Source organism: Anaerobacillus sp. 63XJN7_5_ISO-PGPR-S23-430 (assembly GCF_056173695.1).
Genome location: NZ_CM149686.1, coordinates 1,586,508 through 1,601,280, shown reverse-complemented (window position 1 = coordinate 1,601,280; position 14,773 = coordinate 1,586,508). Strand labels below are relative to the sequence as shown.

Sequence of the window (14,773 nt, the reverse complement as noted above, 5' to 3'; positions counted from 1 at the left end):
TAGGTTATCTAGTCATAAAATTTCGTCATAAAAAGCACTAAAAAAGGACCTCATTTCAGTTGAAATGAGGTCCTTACCTTTTAAACTGTTACTTGATACTTTTGGTACTCTTCTTCAGTACAAGCGATCCAGTGTCCTTCCACTACTTCACGAAGAACTCGTTCTTCTCCGTTTTCAGGAAGGTGCTTATCTGGGTCATAAATTTTACGTTTTCTAGAACGCTCATACTCCGGATCCGGAAGTGGAATCGCAGAAAGAAGAGACTGCGTATAAGGATGTAGTGGGTTTCGATAAAGCTCTTCACTTTCAGCAAGCTCAACGATTTGGCCACGATACATAACACCAATACGATCACTAATGTATTTCACCATAGAAAGGTCATGCGCAATAAACAAATACGTTAAGCCTTTTTCTCTTTGAAGTTTCTTCATCAAGTTAACAACCTGTGCTTGAATCGAAACGTCTAGAGCAGAAATAGGCTCATCCGCAATAATAAATTCTGGATCAACGGCAAGGGCACGAGCGATCCCGATACGTTGTCTTTGCCCGCCACTAAATTCGTGAGGGTAACGGTTCGCATGCTCTTTGTTCAATCCTACTGTTTCAAGAAGCTCAACTACTTTGTCCATACGAGCTTTCTTAGACGTTGCAAGACCGTGAATATCAATGCCTTCAGCAATAATATCAGAAACGGTCATTCTCGGATTTAAAGAAGCGTATGGATCCTGGAAGATCATCTGCATTTTTTGATTAAATTTCTTAAGTTCTTTCGCAGATTTCTTTCCATGGACATCTTCTCCATTAAATCGAACTTCACCGTCAGTTGCATCGTATAGGCGAATAATGGTACGTCCAGTTGTGGATTTTCCACAACCAGACTCTCCAACTAGACCGAACGTCTCACCTTTATAAATATCAAATGTTAAGCCATCAACAGCTTTTACTGTGCTTTTACCTACTTTAAAATGCTGCTTTAAGTTTTTAATTTCTAGGAGTTTTTCTTGACTAGACATTCTTACCACCATCTTTCGCGCCAATGATCGGCTCACTTGGAGCCATTCCCTGCATACGTTTTTTAATTGCTGCAGGCGGTTCTACTTTAGGTGCTTTCTCGTGCAATAGCCACGTTGCTGCATAATGCGTATCTGAGATCTTAAACAACGGTGGCTCCATTTCTGTATCAATCTTCATTGCGTATGGATTACGCGGAGCAAATGCGTCACCTTTAGGTGGATCAAGTAAATCTGGCGGTGATCCTGGAATAGCAATAAGCTCTTCATCCGTTGAGTCTAGACTTGGCATTGAACCAAGAAGTCCCCATGTGTAAGGATGCTGAGGGTTGTAGAAAATTTCATCTACAGTTCCAGTTTCAACAATTTTACCTGCATACATAACCGCTACACGATCTGCGATATTAGCTACAACCCCAAGGTCGTGAGTAATAAAGATAATCGACGTGCCCATTTTTTCTTGAAGATCATTTAGTAGCTCAAGAATCTGAGCCTGGATTGTAACATCCAGAGCTGTTGTCGGCTCATCTGCAATAAGAACACGAGGGTTACATGCAAGAGCAATGGCAATAACCACACGCTGTCTCATACCACCTGAAAATTGGTGTGGGAATTCATTTACTCTTCCCTCTGCATTCGGAATACCAACAAGTTTCAAAAGCTCAATCGCACGTTCCTTCGCTTCTGATTTATTCATATTTTGGTGCTTCACTAGACCTTCCATGATTTGCTTCCCAATAGTCATGGTCGGGTTAAGTGAAGTCATTGGATCTTGGAAAATCATTGAGATTTCAGATCCACGAATCTTTTGCATTTCCTTTTCGGACAGTTGAGCAAGATCACGATCACCGAACTTGATCTCACCTTCTTTAATACGTCCAGGAGGATTTGGAATCAAGCGCATAACGGCTTTCGATGTTACAGATTTCCCTGATCCAGACTCTCCTACAATTGCTAATGTTTCACCTTTATTTAAATGGAAGTTTACTCCACGAACGGCTTGTACTTCTCCAGCAAACGTATCAAAGGAGACGTGCAAATCATTCACTTCTAGAATCTTTTCCATTCTAATCCCCCCTATTTACGTAGCTTTGGATCAAATGCATCTCGAAGGCCGTCACCAAGAAGGTTAAAGGCAATCATAATCAATGAAATGATAATTGATGGCCATAGCACAAGATGCGGATAAATTTGTAGACTCTTAAATCCATTGTTAATGATGGAACCAAGTGAGGCTTCAGGAGGTCGTAGTCCAAGGCCGATAAAGCTTAGGAATGCCTCGAAGAAAATCGCACTTGGAATTGTAAACATTGTTGTAATAATAATTTGTCCGAGTACGTTTGGAATTAAATGTTTCCCAATTACTCGTCCACTAGTAGCTCCTAAAGTACGAGAAGCGAGAACAAACTCTTGAGTTTTAAGTTTTAAAACCTGTCCTCGAACAATACGCGACATTCCTATCCACCCTGTTACCGAAAGTGCGAGAATAATTGAGAATATTCCAGGCTCAAATATTAAAATAAATAGAATAATTAATATTAGATTTGGAATACCTACTAAAACTTCAATAATACGCTGAAGAATGTTATCAACTCGCCCACCATAATAGGCAGAAATACCACCATATGCGACACCAATTACAAAATCAATAAAGGCTGCTGCTGCAGCGATGAATAGCGAAATTCGCGTCCCCTGCCATACTCGTGTCCACTGATCTCGGCCGAATTCATCCGTACCGAACCAGAAGTATTCGTCTTCATAGCCTTTAGCTTCATACTGATCAGTTCCGCGAATATCGACTCCGTTAACTCCTAGAAAATCAATATTTTCAAGGACTGGAACTTTAGCAGGAAGCTTCGCTCTCGTTAATTCTTGCTGCGAATATGAGTGTTCATTCATTCCAGGTCCGAAAATCGCCAATAAAATAATGGCAATAATGATAACAAGTCCGGTAATAGCCCCTGGATTCTTTTTTAATCTTCTCCACGCATCTTTCCAAAATCCTGTACTTTCACGTGCTATTTGTTCGTTTTCAGAAGAATCAATTTTAGCGGGTTGAAACATGTCGTCTGAGATATCATGTAGCTTTTCTTGTTTCATACTCATTAACTCTTACCTCCCGCTAGACGAATTCGTGGATCAATAATCCCATACATAATGTCTACTATTAAAATCACAACTATAAATAGCAAACTAAAGAAAAGCGTTGTACCCATAATAATTGGGAAATCGTTTGTTAAAATCGAGTTAACAAATTTCTCACCAAGTCCTGGTATGACAAAGATTTGCTCAATTACTAGAGTACCTGTCATTAGACCTACAACCAGTGGTCCCATAATAGTAATGATAGGTATAGAAGCATTACGGATTGTATGTCTAATAACAACCGCTGTGCTACTTAAGCCTTTTGCTTTCGCTGTTGTAATATAGTCCTGACCGAGAACTTCTAGCATTTCTGTTCTCATAAAACGAGCTATTGTTGCGACAACAATCGAAGCAATTGCAATGGTTGGCATGATTGTATAAGCAAAGCCATCCCAGTAAGCTACTGGTAACAACTGCCACTTAACACCCAACCAGTATTGCATAAGGCCAGCGATAACGAAGTTCGGAATTGAAATACCAAGAACTGCGATAACCATCGTTCCATAATCTAAGAACGAATTGTGTCTTAATGCTGCAATAATTCCAAGAAAAAGACCAATGATAGTTCCAACTACTAGTGATTGAAGTCCTAAATAAGCTGAAGGTCCAATACGTTCACCGATAATTGTTGACACTTCACGGCCATCCTGCTGGAAGGAAACACCGAGATCACCTGATAATAAGTTTTTCATATAATTAAAGTACTGTACAGGAACTGGATCGTTTAAACCATATTTATCGTTCAACTGCACAATTTGTGTTTCTGTAAGCTTATCCTGGTTATTAAACGGTGTACCAGGGAGAAGCTTCATTAGAAAAAATGTTAGCGAAGCAATAATTAGGAAGGTAATCAACATTGAAATGATCCTTCCGCCAATATAACGTCCCACTACAACCAACCTCCTCAAAAGATACCTGCTTATATAGTATAAGTCGAAAAATGGAATTTCACTAGAAAAAATTTTCTATCTATTTCACTTCTAGCTATCGTTTCGACATATTTCTTATTACAGGTAAAAAAGAGAGTATATGTCAGGATGACATATACTCTCCTGAAAATCCAAAATTACTTTTCAATCTTAACCCACTTATATGAAGAATCAGCTCCAAATGAGTGTACATAGAAGTTTTTAACGTAATCTTTTTGTAGAATTGCGTTACCTTTTTGGTAAGTTGGGATAATCGCAATATCCTCTTCCATTAGAACTTTCTCAGCGTCTTGCATCATTTTCCAACGCTTCGCTTCATCTGTTTCTTTCTTAGCTCCTGAAACTAGCTCGTCATACTTCTCGCTAGAGTAGCCCATGCGGTTATAAGCGCCGTCAGTTTCAAACATATAAAGGAACGTCATTGGATCTGGATAGTCAGGTCCCCAACCGCCAGTTGAGATATCAAAGTCGCCAGAATCTTCAAGCTCAAGGAACTGCTTCCAAGGCTGTTTGTTGATTGTTAATGTAAGACCATCAAGCTTTGTTTCAAACTGATCTTTTGCATATTCTGCGATTTTAGCAGCAAGCTCGTTATCAGTAGTTAGGAATTCTAGTTCTACAGAATCTGTACCAAGTGCTTTAAGTCCAGCTTCCCAAGCTTCTTTCGCTTCATCTTCTCCTTGGTCAGCATAGAAGCCGTCTGGAGCAAATTCACGGAAGTCATCACCTTCAGGACCTTTTACAAAGTCTTTAGGTACGAAATACTTTGCAGCAATTGATCCGTTATTAAGAAGTACATTTACAAGTCCTTCACGGTCATATGCAAGGTACAATGCTTTACGAATATCTTTGTTAGCTAGTGCTTCATTTTCTTGGTTCATACGCATGAAGTACATTGTTGGATCTACTAGTGTAGAAAATTCTTCATTATCTTTGAATTGATCTACGAAATCTGCAGAAAGACCAGCGCGATCAATCTTACCAGTTTCATAAAGGTTTACAGTAGTAGCTGTATCTTGCACTACTTTAGTCGTAATCTTTTCAAGACTTACAGTGTCAGCATCCCAATATTCAGCGTTCTTTTCGTAAGTCCAGCCTTCACCGTGGTTCCACTCAGCAAATACGAATGGTCCATTGTAAAGCATTGTTTCAGATTCTAGTGCAAATTTTTCACCCTGCTCTTCAGCAAATGCTTTAGGCTGTGGATAGAATGTCGCAAAAGTAAGTAGTGCTTTAAAATAAGGCACTTGGTTTTCAACAGTAATTTCTAGTGTTTTCTCATCTACTGCTTTAGCTCCAAGCTCTTCTACTTTACCGTAAAGTGGATCGCCTTCAGTAATGATTGCATTACCGTTTTTGATTCCAGCAGTACCAAACATAGAAGCGTAAGGAGAAATTGTATCTGGGTTTAGCGCTTTATGCCATGCATAGATGAAGTCATCTGCTACTACATCTGATCCGTCAGACCATTTAGCATCGTCACGAATTGTAAATGTGTAAACAGTTTCACCATCTTTTTCTTCTTCTGTTGGTTCTTCAGCAGCCATACCAAGTGTAGGCTCGTTATTTTCGTCAAGACGATATAGTCCTTCGAAAACCTGGTTCATTGCTTTAAAAGATGTGTTATCAGTAGCTTGTGTAGTATCCATTGAAGGAATTTCAGCTGTTTCTACTAAGTTAAGTACTTGTTCAGCAGAACCGCCTTCTCCGTCGCCTTCTCCACCACTGTTCCCCCCGTTGTTTGAGCCGCCGCCGCAAGCCGACAGGAATACGCTCAATACAAGCACAAGAGATAGGACAAGAGTCCATCTTGATTTCTTCATGCTGTGTGACCTCCCTTAAAATATGTAGCTATAAAAGCTAGTGATCCGCATGACGGAATTCATCAAATTATCTAACTATTCACTCGAGAATAATCTGATTCGTTTCGCCCACAACTCGTATTATACAAGTTTTCTAATTATTTTGCATACGTTATTTTTACACTCATTTACAAAAACCGCGCCACAATTACGTTTGCATAACAAAAAATAGTTCTTTAGTCCTGGTATAAATTCTCTGGTTTCTGGGTAACATTTGATATTTTACAGTGAAATGTATGAAAATCTACTTAGCCCCCCTTACCTAAAAGTATATAGTATACTTTGGTGTATACTGTATTCATATCGCGAAATATTCTGAAATGTAAACGATGTGTTAAACCGTTACACATTTCTACCTCGTTTATATTGTTCTAGACTATTTATTTTTTTATACTTGATAGTAGAAAGAAAATGGGGGCTATTATGAAATCACTTACTTTAAAATCAGGTATCTTAATTGTGCTTGCGATTACCGCGTCAACGATCATCTCATTTACTTCTGACGGAGGCCTTGGCATCCAATCCATATCAGATATTCTCTTTATGATTGCACTTGCTATGGTACTTATTGGTGCTGCTCTTCACGTTGTTCAAACGGGGTTTTTTGACGGGATTGTCTATTCATTTAAGCGGTATTTTAGAAATACGGCTAAGCGACAAATGATTGAGGAGGATACTTCCGAAATCCATTACAGGCTTGATTATGATAACCCAATCACTTATCCACTCTTAATGGCAGGCGGGTTTTGTGTCATACTCACTATTATCATTTCCATCATTCTTGTAAGTAGCTAACTTGTTGCATGCGATGATTTAGTTGCGCTATACTAGTTAAAGAAGAAGGATACAGAACGGCTAAGATGAAGAGTAGTACAAACTGATGTGATTTATAGAGAGCCTATGGTTGGTGGAAATAGGTATCACACTTTTTGGAATGGACTTCTGAGCCCCTTTGCTGAAGACTTTAGTAGGCATTGGCGTGAGCATTCACGTTATCACTAGCGGTATTTAATACCATAAGTGATCCAGACTTACTGGATAAGCAGGGTGGCACCACGGTCCATTCGTCCCTAGCATTAAGGGATGAATGGGCCTTTTTGTATGCTTTTATAGAAAATGAGAGGAGCAACACACAATGAGCGTTATTTTTTCGGGTATTCAACCGAGTGGAACATTAACAATAGGGAACTATCTTGGAGCAATGAAGCATTTTACTGATCTTCAGGATGAGAATGAATGTTATTTCTGCGTTGTAAACCAGCACGCAATTACAGTACCTCAAGAAAAACAGGCTTTAAAACAGAATTCAAGGAGTCTTGCTGCATTATACCTTGCTTCAGGAATTGATCCTGAAAAATCAACACTTTTCATTCAATCTGAAGTACCAGCTCATGCTCAGCTAGCATGGATGTTACAATGCGTTTCTTATATAGGTGAATTAGAGCGCATGACCCAATTTAAGGATAAATCAACTGGAAAAGAAGCTGTAAGCGCAGGTTTACTTACGTATCCCCCACTTATGGCTGCTGATATTCTTCTTTACGGTACAGAGATTGTCCCTGTTGGAGATGACCAGAAACAGCACATTGAGTTAACTCGTAATCTTGCTGAGCGTTTTAACCGTAAATTTAATGACATTTTCGTTATGCCAGATGCGCGCACTCCTAAGGTCGGGGCACGAATCATGTCACTACAAGATCCTTCTAAAAAAATGAGTAAGTCTGACTCCAATCAAAATGCATTTATTTCAATGCTTGATGAGCCATCTACTATTATTAAAAAAGTGAAGCGTGCGGTTACTGATTCAGATGGAGTTGTCCGTTACGACAAAGAAAACAAACCAGCGATCTCTAACCTGCTTACGATTTACTCTCTTTGCTCAGGTAAAAGCGTTGAAGAAATTGAATCCCTATATGAAGGTCGAGGATATGGTGACTTTAAGGCGGAGCTTGGTGAAGTAATCGCTGAGATGTTAAAACCTATTCAAGATCGCTATAATGATCTCGTTTCTTCTTCTGAACTAGATGACATCCTTGATCTTGGGGCGGAGAAAGCGAACCGTAAAGCATCTAAAATGCTTACAAAAGCAGAACGTGCTATGGGGCTTGAAAGAAAAAGAAGATAAAGAAAAAAGGAAGGTTGCACTGGGCAACCTTCCTTTTGCTTTATCCAAATCAATAATAGTCATTAATTGAGAGACGATAGATCTAAGCCTTTTCGTTAATTCACGTGTGTTCCTTTTTCAAGTTCCCATATTTTTTCAAAATACGGCTGCCCTTTGATGATTCGCTCACAGATTTGCTCATGCTTAGCTGACCAACCTGCCTTCACTTCTCTATATAGCCCTTCCCATGCCTCGTCCATTTCCATACTTTGGATTTGCACATACTGTTTCGGCTGACATTCTGTGAACCAATAGCGTATTTCAGCCGAGTTACCACTCGAATACAGTTGGTCTAGTGCCATAAACAAAAGCTGTTTCAACTGTCTTTCTTTTCTAGTAAGTCCCATCATAATGTCTGGTCCTGGAGAAAGAATATGATGTTCTTTCAAAGGTTGATCTGATTCAAACGGATAACTGATAGCTTCAACATCTGCCACCATTTCATAAACTGCTTTTTCTTGTCTAGGTATCACTCGACTTTTTCGAATCGGAATCTTATACCCTAATGTATCAATGACAATAACCCCTCTGCCGTCCGTAGCCAAGAAGCAATACTCTAAAGGTGATCGTTCATTATTTTTACGTATATAGCTCTGTTGAAAAACATCACTAAGTAAACTCTCCGGAAGCTCCGTCAAATCATTCTCAATGTAATGATACAGGAGTGACTCCACCTTAATAACAGGCACCTGATCCAGCAACTCAATAAAATCATCTTTTCGCCATTCATGAAAATTGCAAACATTGTACCCATTCTCTTCACCTTCAAACCAATTCACCCAAACATCTCGCAAATACAACATCTGGCTACCCCTCACTTCGCTACTGTTTGTAAAAACAGTATAGTCAGGACCAAGTCAAATTATTCCATGATAAGTATATTATTAAGAAAAGATTAATAGAACACTGAAAAGCGGAAGCCTCCGTTTAGACCCGGCAGGCACTGGAGCCTTTTCATTTGAACACGGTCTTTGTGTTCGGATGAAAAGGTGAAGTGACCGAGGGTCTGGAGGCTGCAGCTAGACACGAAAAGCGGAGACGAGTGTTTAGAAACGGAGATATTGGAACTCTTGAACTAGAACACGCTTTTTGTGTTCTGGTGAAAGAGTGAAATATCGCAGTTTCTGCGAGTCGCAGCTAGACACATGAAAAGCGGAAGCCTCCGTTTAGACCCGGCAGGCACTGGAGCCTTTTCATTTGAACACGGTCTTTGTGTTCGGATGAAAAGGTGAAGTGACCGAGGGTCTGGAGGCTGCAGCTAGACACGAAAAGCGGAAGTGGGCGTTTAGGGGCGACAAGCGCTGGAGGCCCATAAAAAGAACACGGTTTTTGTGTTCATTTTATGGGGTGAAGCGATCGAGACCCTGCCCACTGCAGCTAGACACGAAAAGCGGAGACGAGTGTTTAGAAACGGAGATATTGGAACTCTTGAACTAGAACACGCTTTTTGTGTTCTGGTGAAAGAGTGAAATATCGCAGTTTCTGCGAGTCGCAGCTAGACTGAAAAGCGAAGCGGGCCTGCTTAAATCCGCAGGATGTTGGAGCCCATGAGACTGAGACGCTTTTTGTCTCATTCGATTGGGCGAAACAGCCGGAGGATTTGGCCCGCGCAGCTAGACACATGAAAAGCGGAAGTGGGCGTTTAGGGGCGACAAGCGCTGGAGGCCCATAAAAAGAACACGGTTTTTGTGTTCATTTTATGGGGTGAAGCGATCGAGACCCTGCCCACTGCAGCTAGACACGAAAAGCGGAGACGAGCGTTTAGAAACGGAGATATTGGAGCTCTTGAACTAGAACACGCCCTTTGTGTTCTGGTGAAAGAGTGAAATATCGCAGTTTCTGCGAGTCGTAGCTAGACACGAAAAGCGGAAGTGGGCGGTTAGACACGGCAGGCACTTGACCCTTATCAAAAGAACACGCCCTTCGTGTACGAATTAAAAGGTGAAGTGGCCAAGACCCTGCCCACTCCACCTAAACACAAAAACCCCCTGGGAAATCTCCCAGGGGGCTACAACCTATCTACTTTACAAATTTCTTAAACACCAATGTCGCATTATGACCACCAAAACCAAGTGAATTGTTCATGACAGCATTCACTTCAGCCTTACGTGCTTGGTTTGGTACATAATCGAGATCACAGTTTGGATCAGCCGTTTCATAATTGATTGTAGGTGGGAGAATTCCTTCTTCTAACACCTTCGCACAGAAAATCCCTTCAACCGCGCCTGCAGCGCCAAGCAAATGACCAGTCATTGACTTTGTTGAACTAACCGCAAGCTTATAAGCATGCTCTCCAAAGACCGACTTAATCCCTGCTGTTTCATACCTATCATTATAATCCGTGCTTGTCCCATGGGCATTGATGTACCCAATGTCAGCAGGAGTAAGGCCAGCATCATCGATTGCCTGTTGCATTGCACGTGCGCCGCCTTCCCCTTCAGGAGCCGGTTGCGTAACGTGATATGCATCACCTGTTGAACCGTACCCTACAATTTCTCCATAAATTTTAGCGCCGCGTTTTTCAGCAGATTCAAGACTTTCAATGACAAGGATTCCTGCACCCTCACCAATAACAAACCCATCACGATTCGCATCAAATGGACGACTTGCTGATGCAGGATCTGGATTAGTAGATAAAGCCTTCATTGAGCCAAATCCAGCTACGCTCATGCTTGTGATAGGTGCTTCTGAACCACCAGTAATCATAACATCAGCATCTCCACGCTGAATCACCTTGAAAGAATCACCAATGGAGTTTGTTCCTGAAGCACATGCTGTCACTGTACATGAGTTAATTCCTTTTGCACCAAGCATGATCGAAACCTGGCCAGAAGCCATATCAGGAATCATCATTGGCACGAAGAATGGACTTACACGACGAGCGCCTTTGTCCATAAATGTGCGGAATTGTGATTCATAAGTTTCCATACCACCAATACCAGAACCGATCCAAACACCGACTCTTTCAGCATTCTCATCAGTAATTTTCAATCCAGCATCTTCAACTGCCATTTGAGAAGCTGCAACGGCAAATTGAGTGAAACGGTCCATTTTTCGAACATCTTTACGATCCATGAAATTTTCAGGATCAAATTCTAGAGCTTCACCTGATACTTTTGCTGCAAATTGATCTTTATCTAATCGTGTTAGTGGATTAATCCCAGAAACACCGTTAACTATATTTGTCCACGTTTCATCTACCGAATTTCCGAGTGGAGAAACAGTTCCCAACCCAGTAATAACTACTCTTCTTTTCATTTTACCAGCGCTCCTTTTTCTCTACTACTCATTAACGTCCTAATTTTAGGGCAACTGCTCCCCATGTTAAACCGCCACCAAAGCCAACAAGAATAACCACATCGTCTTCCTTAACGCGGCCTTCCTCCATCGCCTCTGAAAGTGCGATTGGAATCGTGGATGAAGACGTATTACCGTATTTCTTAACAGTTGTCGCCATTTTCTCAATCGGAAGTTCAAGTCTCTGTCTTGACGCTTCCATGATGCGAATATTTGCTTGGTGAGGAATAAGGAAATCCACATCTTCTTTCGTTAAACCAGCTTTATCGATTACGTTAATCGCTGATTGCCCCATTTGTCTAACGGCAAACTTAAATACTTCTCTACCATTCATAGCCATAAAACCATTCGGCTCTTGATAAAGATGTTTAGCTCCAGCTCCATCTGAACCTAGTTCAAATGAGAGAATACCTCTTCCTTCTGTAACTGGCGCAATTACTGCTGCACCTGCTCCATCTCCAAATAGCACGGCTGTGTTGCGATCTTCCCAGTCAGTAATTTTCGAAAGTTTCTCTACACCAACTACTAGGATGTTTTTATAAGTATCATTATTAATGTACTGACCAGCTGTAATCATGCCATACATAAATCCAGCACAAGCCGCACTTAAATCCATCGCTGCTGCATTCGTTGCACCAAGTTTATCTTGAAGCAAACAGCCTACTGATGGGAATGGATAATCCGGAGTAACTGTGGCAACTAGAATAAGATCCAAGTCTTCCGCTTTTATATTAGCATCTTCAAGGGCCTTTTTTGAAGCTAAATAAGCCATATCAGATGTATTCATATCATCGTCTGCAATTCTTCTTTCTTCTATTCCTGTTCTAGTGCGGATCCATTCGTCAGATGTATCAACCATTTTCTCTAAATCTTGGTTGGTTAATACACGTTCAGGTACATAATGTCCTACACCTACTAAACCAGCGTTCATCATGAATTTCCCCTTTATAGGATATTTTCTAACTTAAAACCAATCTTTAGTAGCTGGTACTAATTTTAATTCATAAGTGTGCGTTTGTCTACCTAACTGCTTCTTGGTGGCACTCACCATTCTTGCGTGACATTCATAAACTAAACATAAGTAAACTTGAACGAAGGGGGATAGATAGATGTATCCGTATAATCAACAACAGCCTTATTTTCACCAACAGCCTGGATATCATCACTATCAGCAACAGCCTTTCACACCTTATCCGTCATATGACCCCTATCAGTCACAGCATTATCAACAGCCTATTCAGCAACCTATCCAACAGCCACAGCCCTACTATCCACACCCTTACTACCAGCAAGCCTATCATCCATACTATCCTCAGCAAGGATACCAGGGCGGACAGCCATTTATGAATCAATTTAAAAAGCAAAATGGGCAGTATGATTTTCCTAAAATGATGAATACCGTTCAACAAATTACGCCGATGGTGAAGCAAATGGGCTCATTGCTAAATTTATTCGTTAAATAATAGAAAAGACGTGTTTCCACGTCTCTTCTATTCATTTAGAAAGAAACAACATGCTTCCTGCACTTATAAATAGTAAAATTCCGGATATGACCATTAAGCTAAAACTACCAATCAATATTCCTATTAACAAACCACCTAGTGGGACAAACCAGATCCAGAAAGCTTTACGGCCCATAGTACTCTCTCCTTACTCCTGTGCATCCTGCTTCCCGAGCTCATAAGCATCTTCCATAGCCTTAAGAAAGAGCTGAAGCAATGGCTGCATCTTTTCAAGATCTAATTCGATTTCTTGTTCTCCAAGCGACTGCTTCGCTTCAGGTAAATACTTCATTGCAATTTGCATAAACTTCATGTTTTGATCCATTTCATTCACTCCTAATTTACTTTCGCCAGTACGGCTCCCTTCTATTATAACGACAAATACGGTGTATTGAAATGCTCCCAATCTTCCCGCTGTCCAGAAACCATCTTTAATACCATCGCAGCCTGTCCTCTATGGTAAGCTTCATGGTCGATTAAATGGCTTATGATCCATTCAGGAGAGTAACGGTGCACCTCTCCATTAATCGTAACTTCAGGTCCTGGTTTTCGATACTCTACATCAGATAGATGATTGAAATAAGATTTTATCAAGTCGCGCGCCTCTGCAAGGCGAGCTAAAAACCAGGAAAGATCTTTATCATCAGGACTAGAGATCACTTGCTCCTCTTGAAAGTAATATCGCTCTTTTTCATCCTCTGTCACGCTTTCTCCCATAAGGGCATTTTTCACCCACCAAAGCTCAATTTGTGCAATGTGTAGTATATAAGCTCCAACTGTAGGAAAACTTGAATACCCATAGTGAAGTTCCTGAAATTCAACGTCACTTACCATCGAAAGGAGTTTTTCTCTCGTTTCTTTTAAAGCTTGAAGCCCATGAGAGGAATCGTGGACATCATAATTACCAAGCGTCTTTTCGATCATTCATCATCTTCCCTTCTCAATCAGTCAAATAAATCGAAGGATCAATCGCCATCATTTTCTCCGTATGCAATCGTTGCAGATGCAATCCTTCATCAATAGGTGTCACATTCTTAAACCCAAGCTTATTGGCACATTCTTTGCTAGAAACCCTGCACTTTAAATTACTCTGATAACGCATTTCCTTTGGATCTTCTATACACCATTCGACTCCGGTTTGCCATTCTCCTTCTCTTCCACTTGTTAGATTGAACGATTCTGATTGATCGATTCGACATCCTGCTTGATACAAAGCCCAACACACATCTCTTACATAAACCGCATCATGATGAAATTTCTTCCCCTCATTTTCATACGATGATGGTAGCTTTTTAGTTAGAAAGTAATGTTGATAAACATACTGAGTAGGTTGCCAAGGTCCATAAACAAGCGGTGCTCGAAGTACTTTTACAACACAATCTCGTTGATCAGACTTCAATAAAACTTGTTCATCTTCAGCGTTTAACTTGCCCGACATTGTTGTAGGGTGAAGAGGTGTTTTTTCTGTAATTTGTCCGTAACGTGTTCCGAAAACTTCCGTGCTCGATAAGTAGACGAGTACTTTTCCATTGGATGCTTGTAAGACCTTGCTTGTGTTCTGTAATCCTTCCTCGATCATCTTAGAGCCGCGAACATGTTCAAACCCTGGATGACTAAGATGAAAAATCGTGTCACATTCTTCGGAAATCTGGGTAAGAGAAGCTTCACTTAAAGAGCTGTTGATTTGTTTGTAATTAGCGTTTCGAAGTAACATCATTTCCTTCATTTCATATTCAGCATTTCTTAGGGTATTTAATTTATTATCAATTGCTACTACTTCAATCCCTTTGCCTAGTAGAAATTCTGTTAAATGAAAGCCAATGAATCCCAATGCCCCTGTTATAAATGCTTTCTTCACTAGTTT

General features: G+C 40.6%; 15 protein-coding genes and 1 other annotated feature. Of the genes, 3 read left to right on the top strand and 12 right to left on the bottom strand.

The window, feature by feature from the left end:
* Positions 1-80: 80 nt before the first annotated feature.
* The 5 genes from AC0VYJ_RS08690 to AC0VYJ_RS08670 all read right to left on the bottom strand — a co-directional run bounded on the left by AC0VYJ_RS08690 (position 81) and on the right by AC0VYJ_RS08670 (position 5,907).
* Positions 81-1,013, bottom strand: a complete 933-nt coding sequence (locus AC0VYJ_RS08690) for an ABC transporter ATP-binding protein (RefSeq protein WP_475367181.1) — start codon at positions 1,011-1,013, stop codon at positions 81-83.
* Positions 1,006-2,076 carry an ABC transporter ATP-binding protein gene (locus tag AC0VYJ_RS08685; protein WP_283152350.1) on the bottom strand — a complete coding sequence of 357 codons (1,071 nt, stop codon included), beginning with the start codon at positions 2,074-2,076 and terminating at the stop codon, positions 1,006-1,008. The genes AC0VYJ_RS08690 and AC0VYJ_RS08685 overlap by 8 nt, the downstream gene beginning before the upstream one ends.
* An 11-nt stretch (positions 2,077-2,087) precedes the next feature.
* Entirely contained in the window at positions 2,088-3,110 is a 1,023-nt protein-coding gene (gene opp3C / locus AC0VYJ_RS08680) for an oligopeptide ABC transporter permease (protein ID WP_226613129.1), read from the bottom strand.
* A 5-nt stretch (positions 3,111-3,115) separates the two neighbouring features.
* Complete coding sequence (gene opp3b, locus AC0VYJ_RS08675; RefSeq protein WP_430242108.1) at positions 3,116-4,045, bottom strand: oligopeptide ABC transporter permease; 930 nt, start codon at positions 4,043-4,045, stop codon at positions 3,116-3,118.
* A gap of 176 nt (positions 4,046-4,221) precedes the next feature.
* Positions 4,222-5,907: a peptide ABC transporter substrate-binding protein gene (locus tag AC0VYJ_RS08670; protein WP_430242110.1), complete on the bottom strand. Its 1,686-nt coding sequence runs from the start codon at positions 5,905-5,907 to the stop codon at positions 4,222-4,224.
* A gap of 462 nt (positions 5,908-6,369) precedes the next feature.
* Between AC0VYJ_RS08670 and AC0VYJ_RS08665 the strand changes: the two genes are divergently transcribed.
* Positions 6,370-6,741 carry a DUF3899 domain-containing protein gene (locus tag AC0VYJ_RS08665; protein ID WP_430242111.1) on the top strand — a complete coding sequence of 124 codons (372 nt, stop codon included), beginning with the start codon at positions 6,370-6,372 and terminating at the stop codon, positions 6,739-6,741.
* 53 nt (positions 6,742-6,794) lie between these two features.
* Positions 6,795-7,021: a binding site (T-box leader), on the top strand.
* Between the two features lie 60 nt (positions 7,022-7,081).
* Positions 7,082-8,071 (top strand): tryptophan--tRNA ligase, encoded by a 990-nt coding sequence (gene trpS / locus AC0VYJ_RS08660; protein ID WP_475367180.1) that lies wholly within the window; start codon positions 7,082-7,084, stop codon positions 8,069-8,071.
* Positions 8,072-8,166: 95 nt separating this feature from the next.
* Here the strand turns inward: trpS and AC0VYJ_RS08655 are convergent, their stop codons facing one another.
* The 3 genes from AC0VYJ_RS08655 to AC0VYJ_RS08645 all read right to left on the bottom strand — a co-directional run bounded on the left by AC0VYJ_RS08655 (position 8,167) and on the right by AC0VYJ_RS08645 (position 12,338).
* Positions 8,167-8,913: a YjbA family protein gene (locus tag AC0VYJ_RS08655; protein ID WP_194221188.1), complete on the bottom strand. Its 747-nt coding sequence runs from the start codon at positions 8,911-8,913 to the stop codon at positions 8,167-8,169.
* A 1,216-nt stretch (positions 8,914-10,129) separates the two neighbouring features.
* Positions 10,130-11,368: a beta-ketoacyl-ACP synthase II gene (fabF, locus tag AC0VYJ_RS08650; protein WP_475367179.1), complete on the bottom strand. Its 1,239-nt coding sequence runs from the start codon at positions 11,366-11,368 to the stop codon at positions 10,130-10,132.
* A 31-nt stretch (positions 11,369-11,399) separates the two neighbouring features.
* The gene (locus AC0VYJ_RS08645) at positions 11,400-12,338 is read right to left on the bottom strand and encodes a beta-ketoacyl-ACP synthase III (RefSeq protein ID WP_283152355.1); all 939 of its coding nucleotides are present in this window, start codon (positions 12,336-12,338) and stop codon (positions 11,400-11,402) included.
* Positions 12,339-12,516: 178 nt separating this feature from the next.
* On the opposite strand from AC0VYJ_RS08645, the gene AC0VYJ_RS08640 reads away from it, so the two are divergent.
* Positions 12,517-12,870 (top strand): YppG family protein, encoded by a 354-nt coding sequence (locus tag AC0VYJ_RS08640; RefSeq protein ID WP_475367178.1) that lies wholly within the window; start codon positions 12,517-12,519, stop codon positions 12,868-12,870.
* A 31-nt stretch (positions 12,871-12,901) separates the two neighbouring features.
* Here AC0VYJ_RS08640 and AC0VYJ_RS08635 read toward each other — a convergent pair whose 3' ends face one another.
* Genes AC0VYJ_RS08635 through AC0VYJ_RS08620 form a run of 4 tightly spaced genes read right to left on the bottom strand, consistent with a single transcriptional unit; the run spans position 12,902 to position 14,767 of the window.
* Entirely contained in the window at positions 12,902-13,045 is a 144-nt protein-coding gene (locus AC0VYJ_RS08635) for a hypothetical protein (protein WP_159782169.1), read from the bottom strand.
* A 12-nt stretch (positions 13,046-13,057) separates the two neighbouring features.
* Positions 13,058-13,234 (bottom strand): ComZ family protein, encoded by a 177-nt coding sequence (locus AC0VYJ_RS08630; protein WP_194221184.1) that lies wholly within the window; start codon positions 13,232-13,234, stop codon positions 13,058-13,060.
* A 44-nt stretch (positions 13,235-13,278) separates the two neighbouring features.
* The gene (locus tag AC0VYJ_RS08625) at positions 13,279-13,833 is read right to left on the bottom strand and encodes a DinB family protein (RefSeq protein ID WP_475367177.1); all 555 of its coding nucleotides are present in this window, start codon (positions 13,831-13,833) and stop codon (positions 13,279-13,281) included.
* 16 nt (positions 13,834-13,849) lie between these two features.
* On the bottom strand, positions 13,850-14,767 hold the full coding sequence (locus tag AC0VYJ_RS08620; protein ID WP_475367176.1) for an NAD-dependent epimerase/dehydratase family protein: 918 nt from the start codon (positions 14,765-14,767) through the stop codon (positions 13,850-13,852).
* Positions 14,768-14,773 lie beyond the last annotated feature (6 nt).

Excerpts from the sequence above, each read along its gene's own strand:
- AC0VYJ_RS08685 (WP_283152350.1), bottom strand. The coding sequence starts at position 2,076 with ATGGAAAAGATTCTAGAAGTGAATGATTTGCACGTCTCCTTTGATACG.
- fabF (WP_475367179.1), bottom strand. The coding sequence starts at position 11,368 with ATGAAAAGAAGAGTAGTTATTACTGGGTTGGGAACTGTTTCTCCACTC.
- AC0VYJ_RS08640 (WP_475367178.1), top strand. The coding sequence starts at position 12,517 with ATGTATCCGTATAATCAACAACAGCCTTATTTTCACCAACAGCCTGGA.
- AC0VYJ_RS08635 (WP_159782169.1), bottom strand. The coding sequence starts at position 13,045 with ATGGGCCGTAAAGCTTTCTGGATCTGGTTTGTCCCACTAGGTGGTTTG.
- opp3C (WP_226613129.1), bottom strand. The coding sequence starts at position 3,110 with ATGAAACAAGAAAAGCTACATGATATCTCAGACGACATGTTTCAACCC.
- trpS (WP_475367180.1), top strand. The coding sequence starts at position 7,082 with ATGAGCGTTATTTTTTCGGGTATTCAACCGAGTGGAACATTAACAATA.
- AC0VYJ_RS08670 (WP_430242110.1), bottom strand. The coding sequence starts at position 5,907 with ATGAAGAAATCAAGATGGACTCTTGTCCTATCTCTTGTGCTTGTATTG.
- AC0VYJ_RS08690 (WP_475367181.1), bottom strand. The coding sequence starts at position 1,013 with ATGTCTAGTCAAGAAAAACTCCTAGAAATTAAAAACTTAAAGCAGCAT.
- AC0VYJ_RS08645 (WP_283152355.1), bottom strand. The coding sequence starts at position 12,338 with ATGAACGCTGGTTTAGTAGGTGTAGGACATTATGTACCTGAACGTGTA.
- AC0VYJ_RS08665 (WP_430242111.1), top strand. The coding sequence starts at position 6,370 with ATGAAATCACTTACTTTAAAATCAGGTATCTTAATTGTGCTTGCGATT.
- AC0VYJ_RS08630 (WP_194221184.1), bottom strand. The coding sequence starts at position 13,234 with ATGGATCAAAACATGAAGTTTATGCAAATTGCAATGAAGTATTTACCT.
- AC0VYJ_RS08655 (WP_194221188.1), bottom strand. The coding sequence starts at position 8,913 with ATGTTGTATTTGCGAGATGTTTGGGTGAATTGGTTTGAAGGTGAAGAG.
- AC0VYJ_RS08625 (WP_475367177.1), bottom strand. The coding sequence starts at position 13,833 with ATGATCGAAAAGACGCTTGGTAATTATGATGTCCACGATTCCTCTCAT.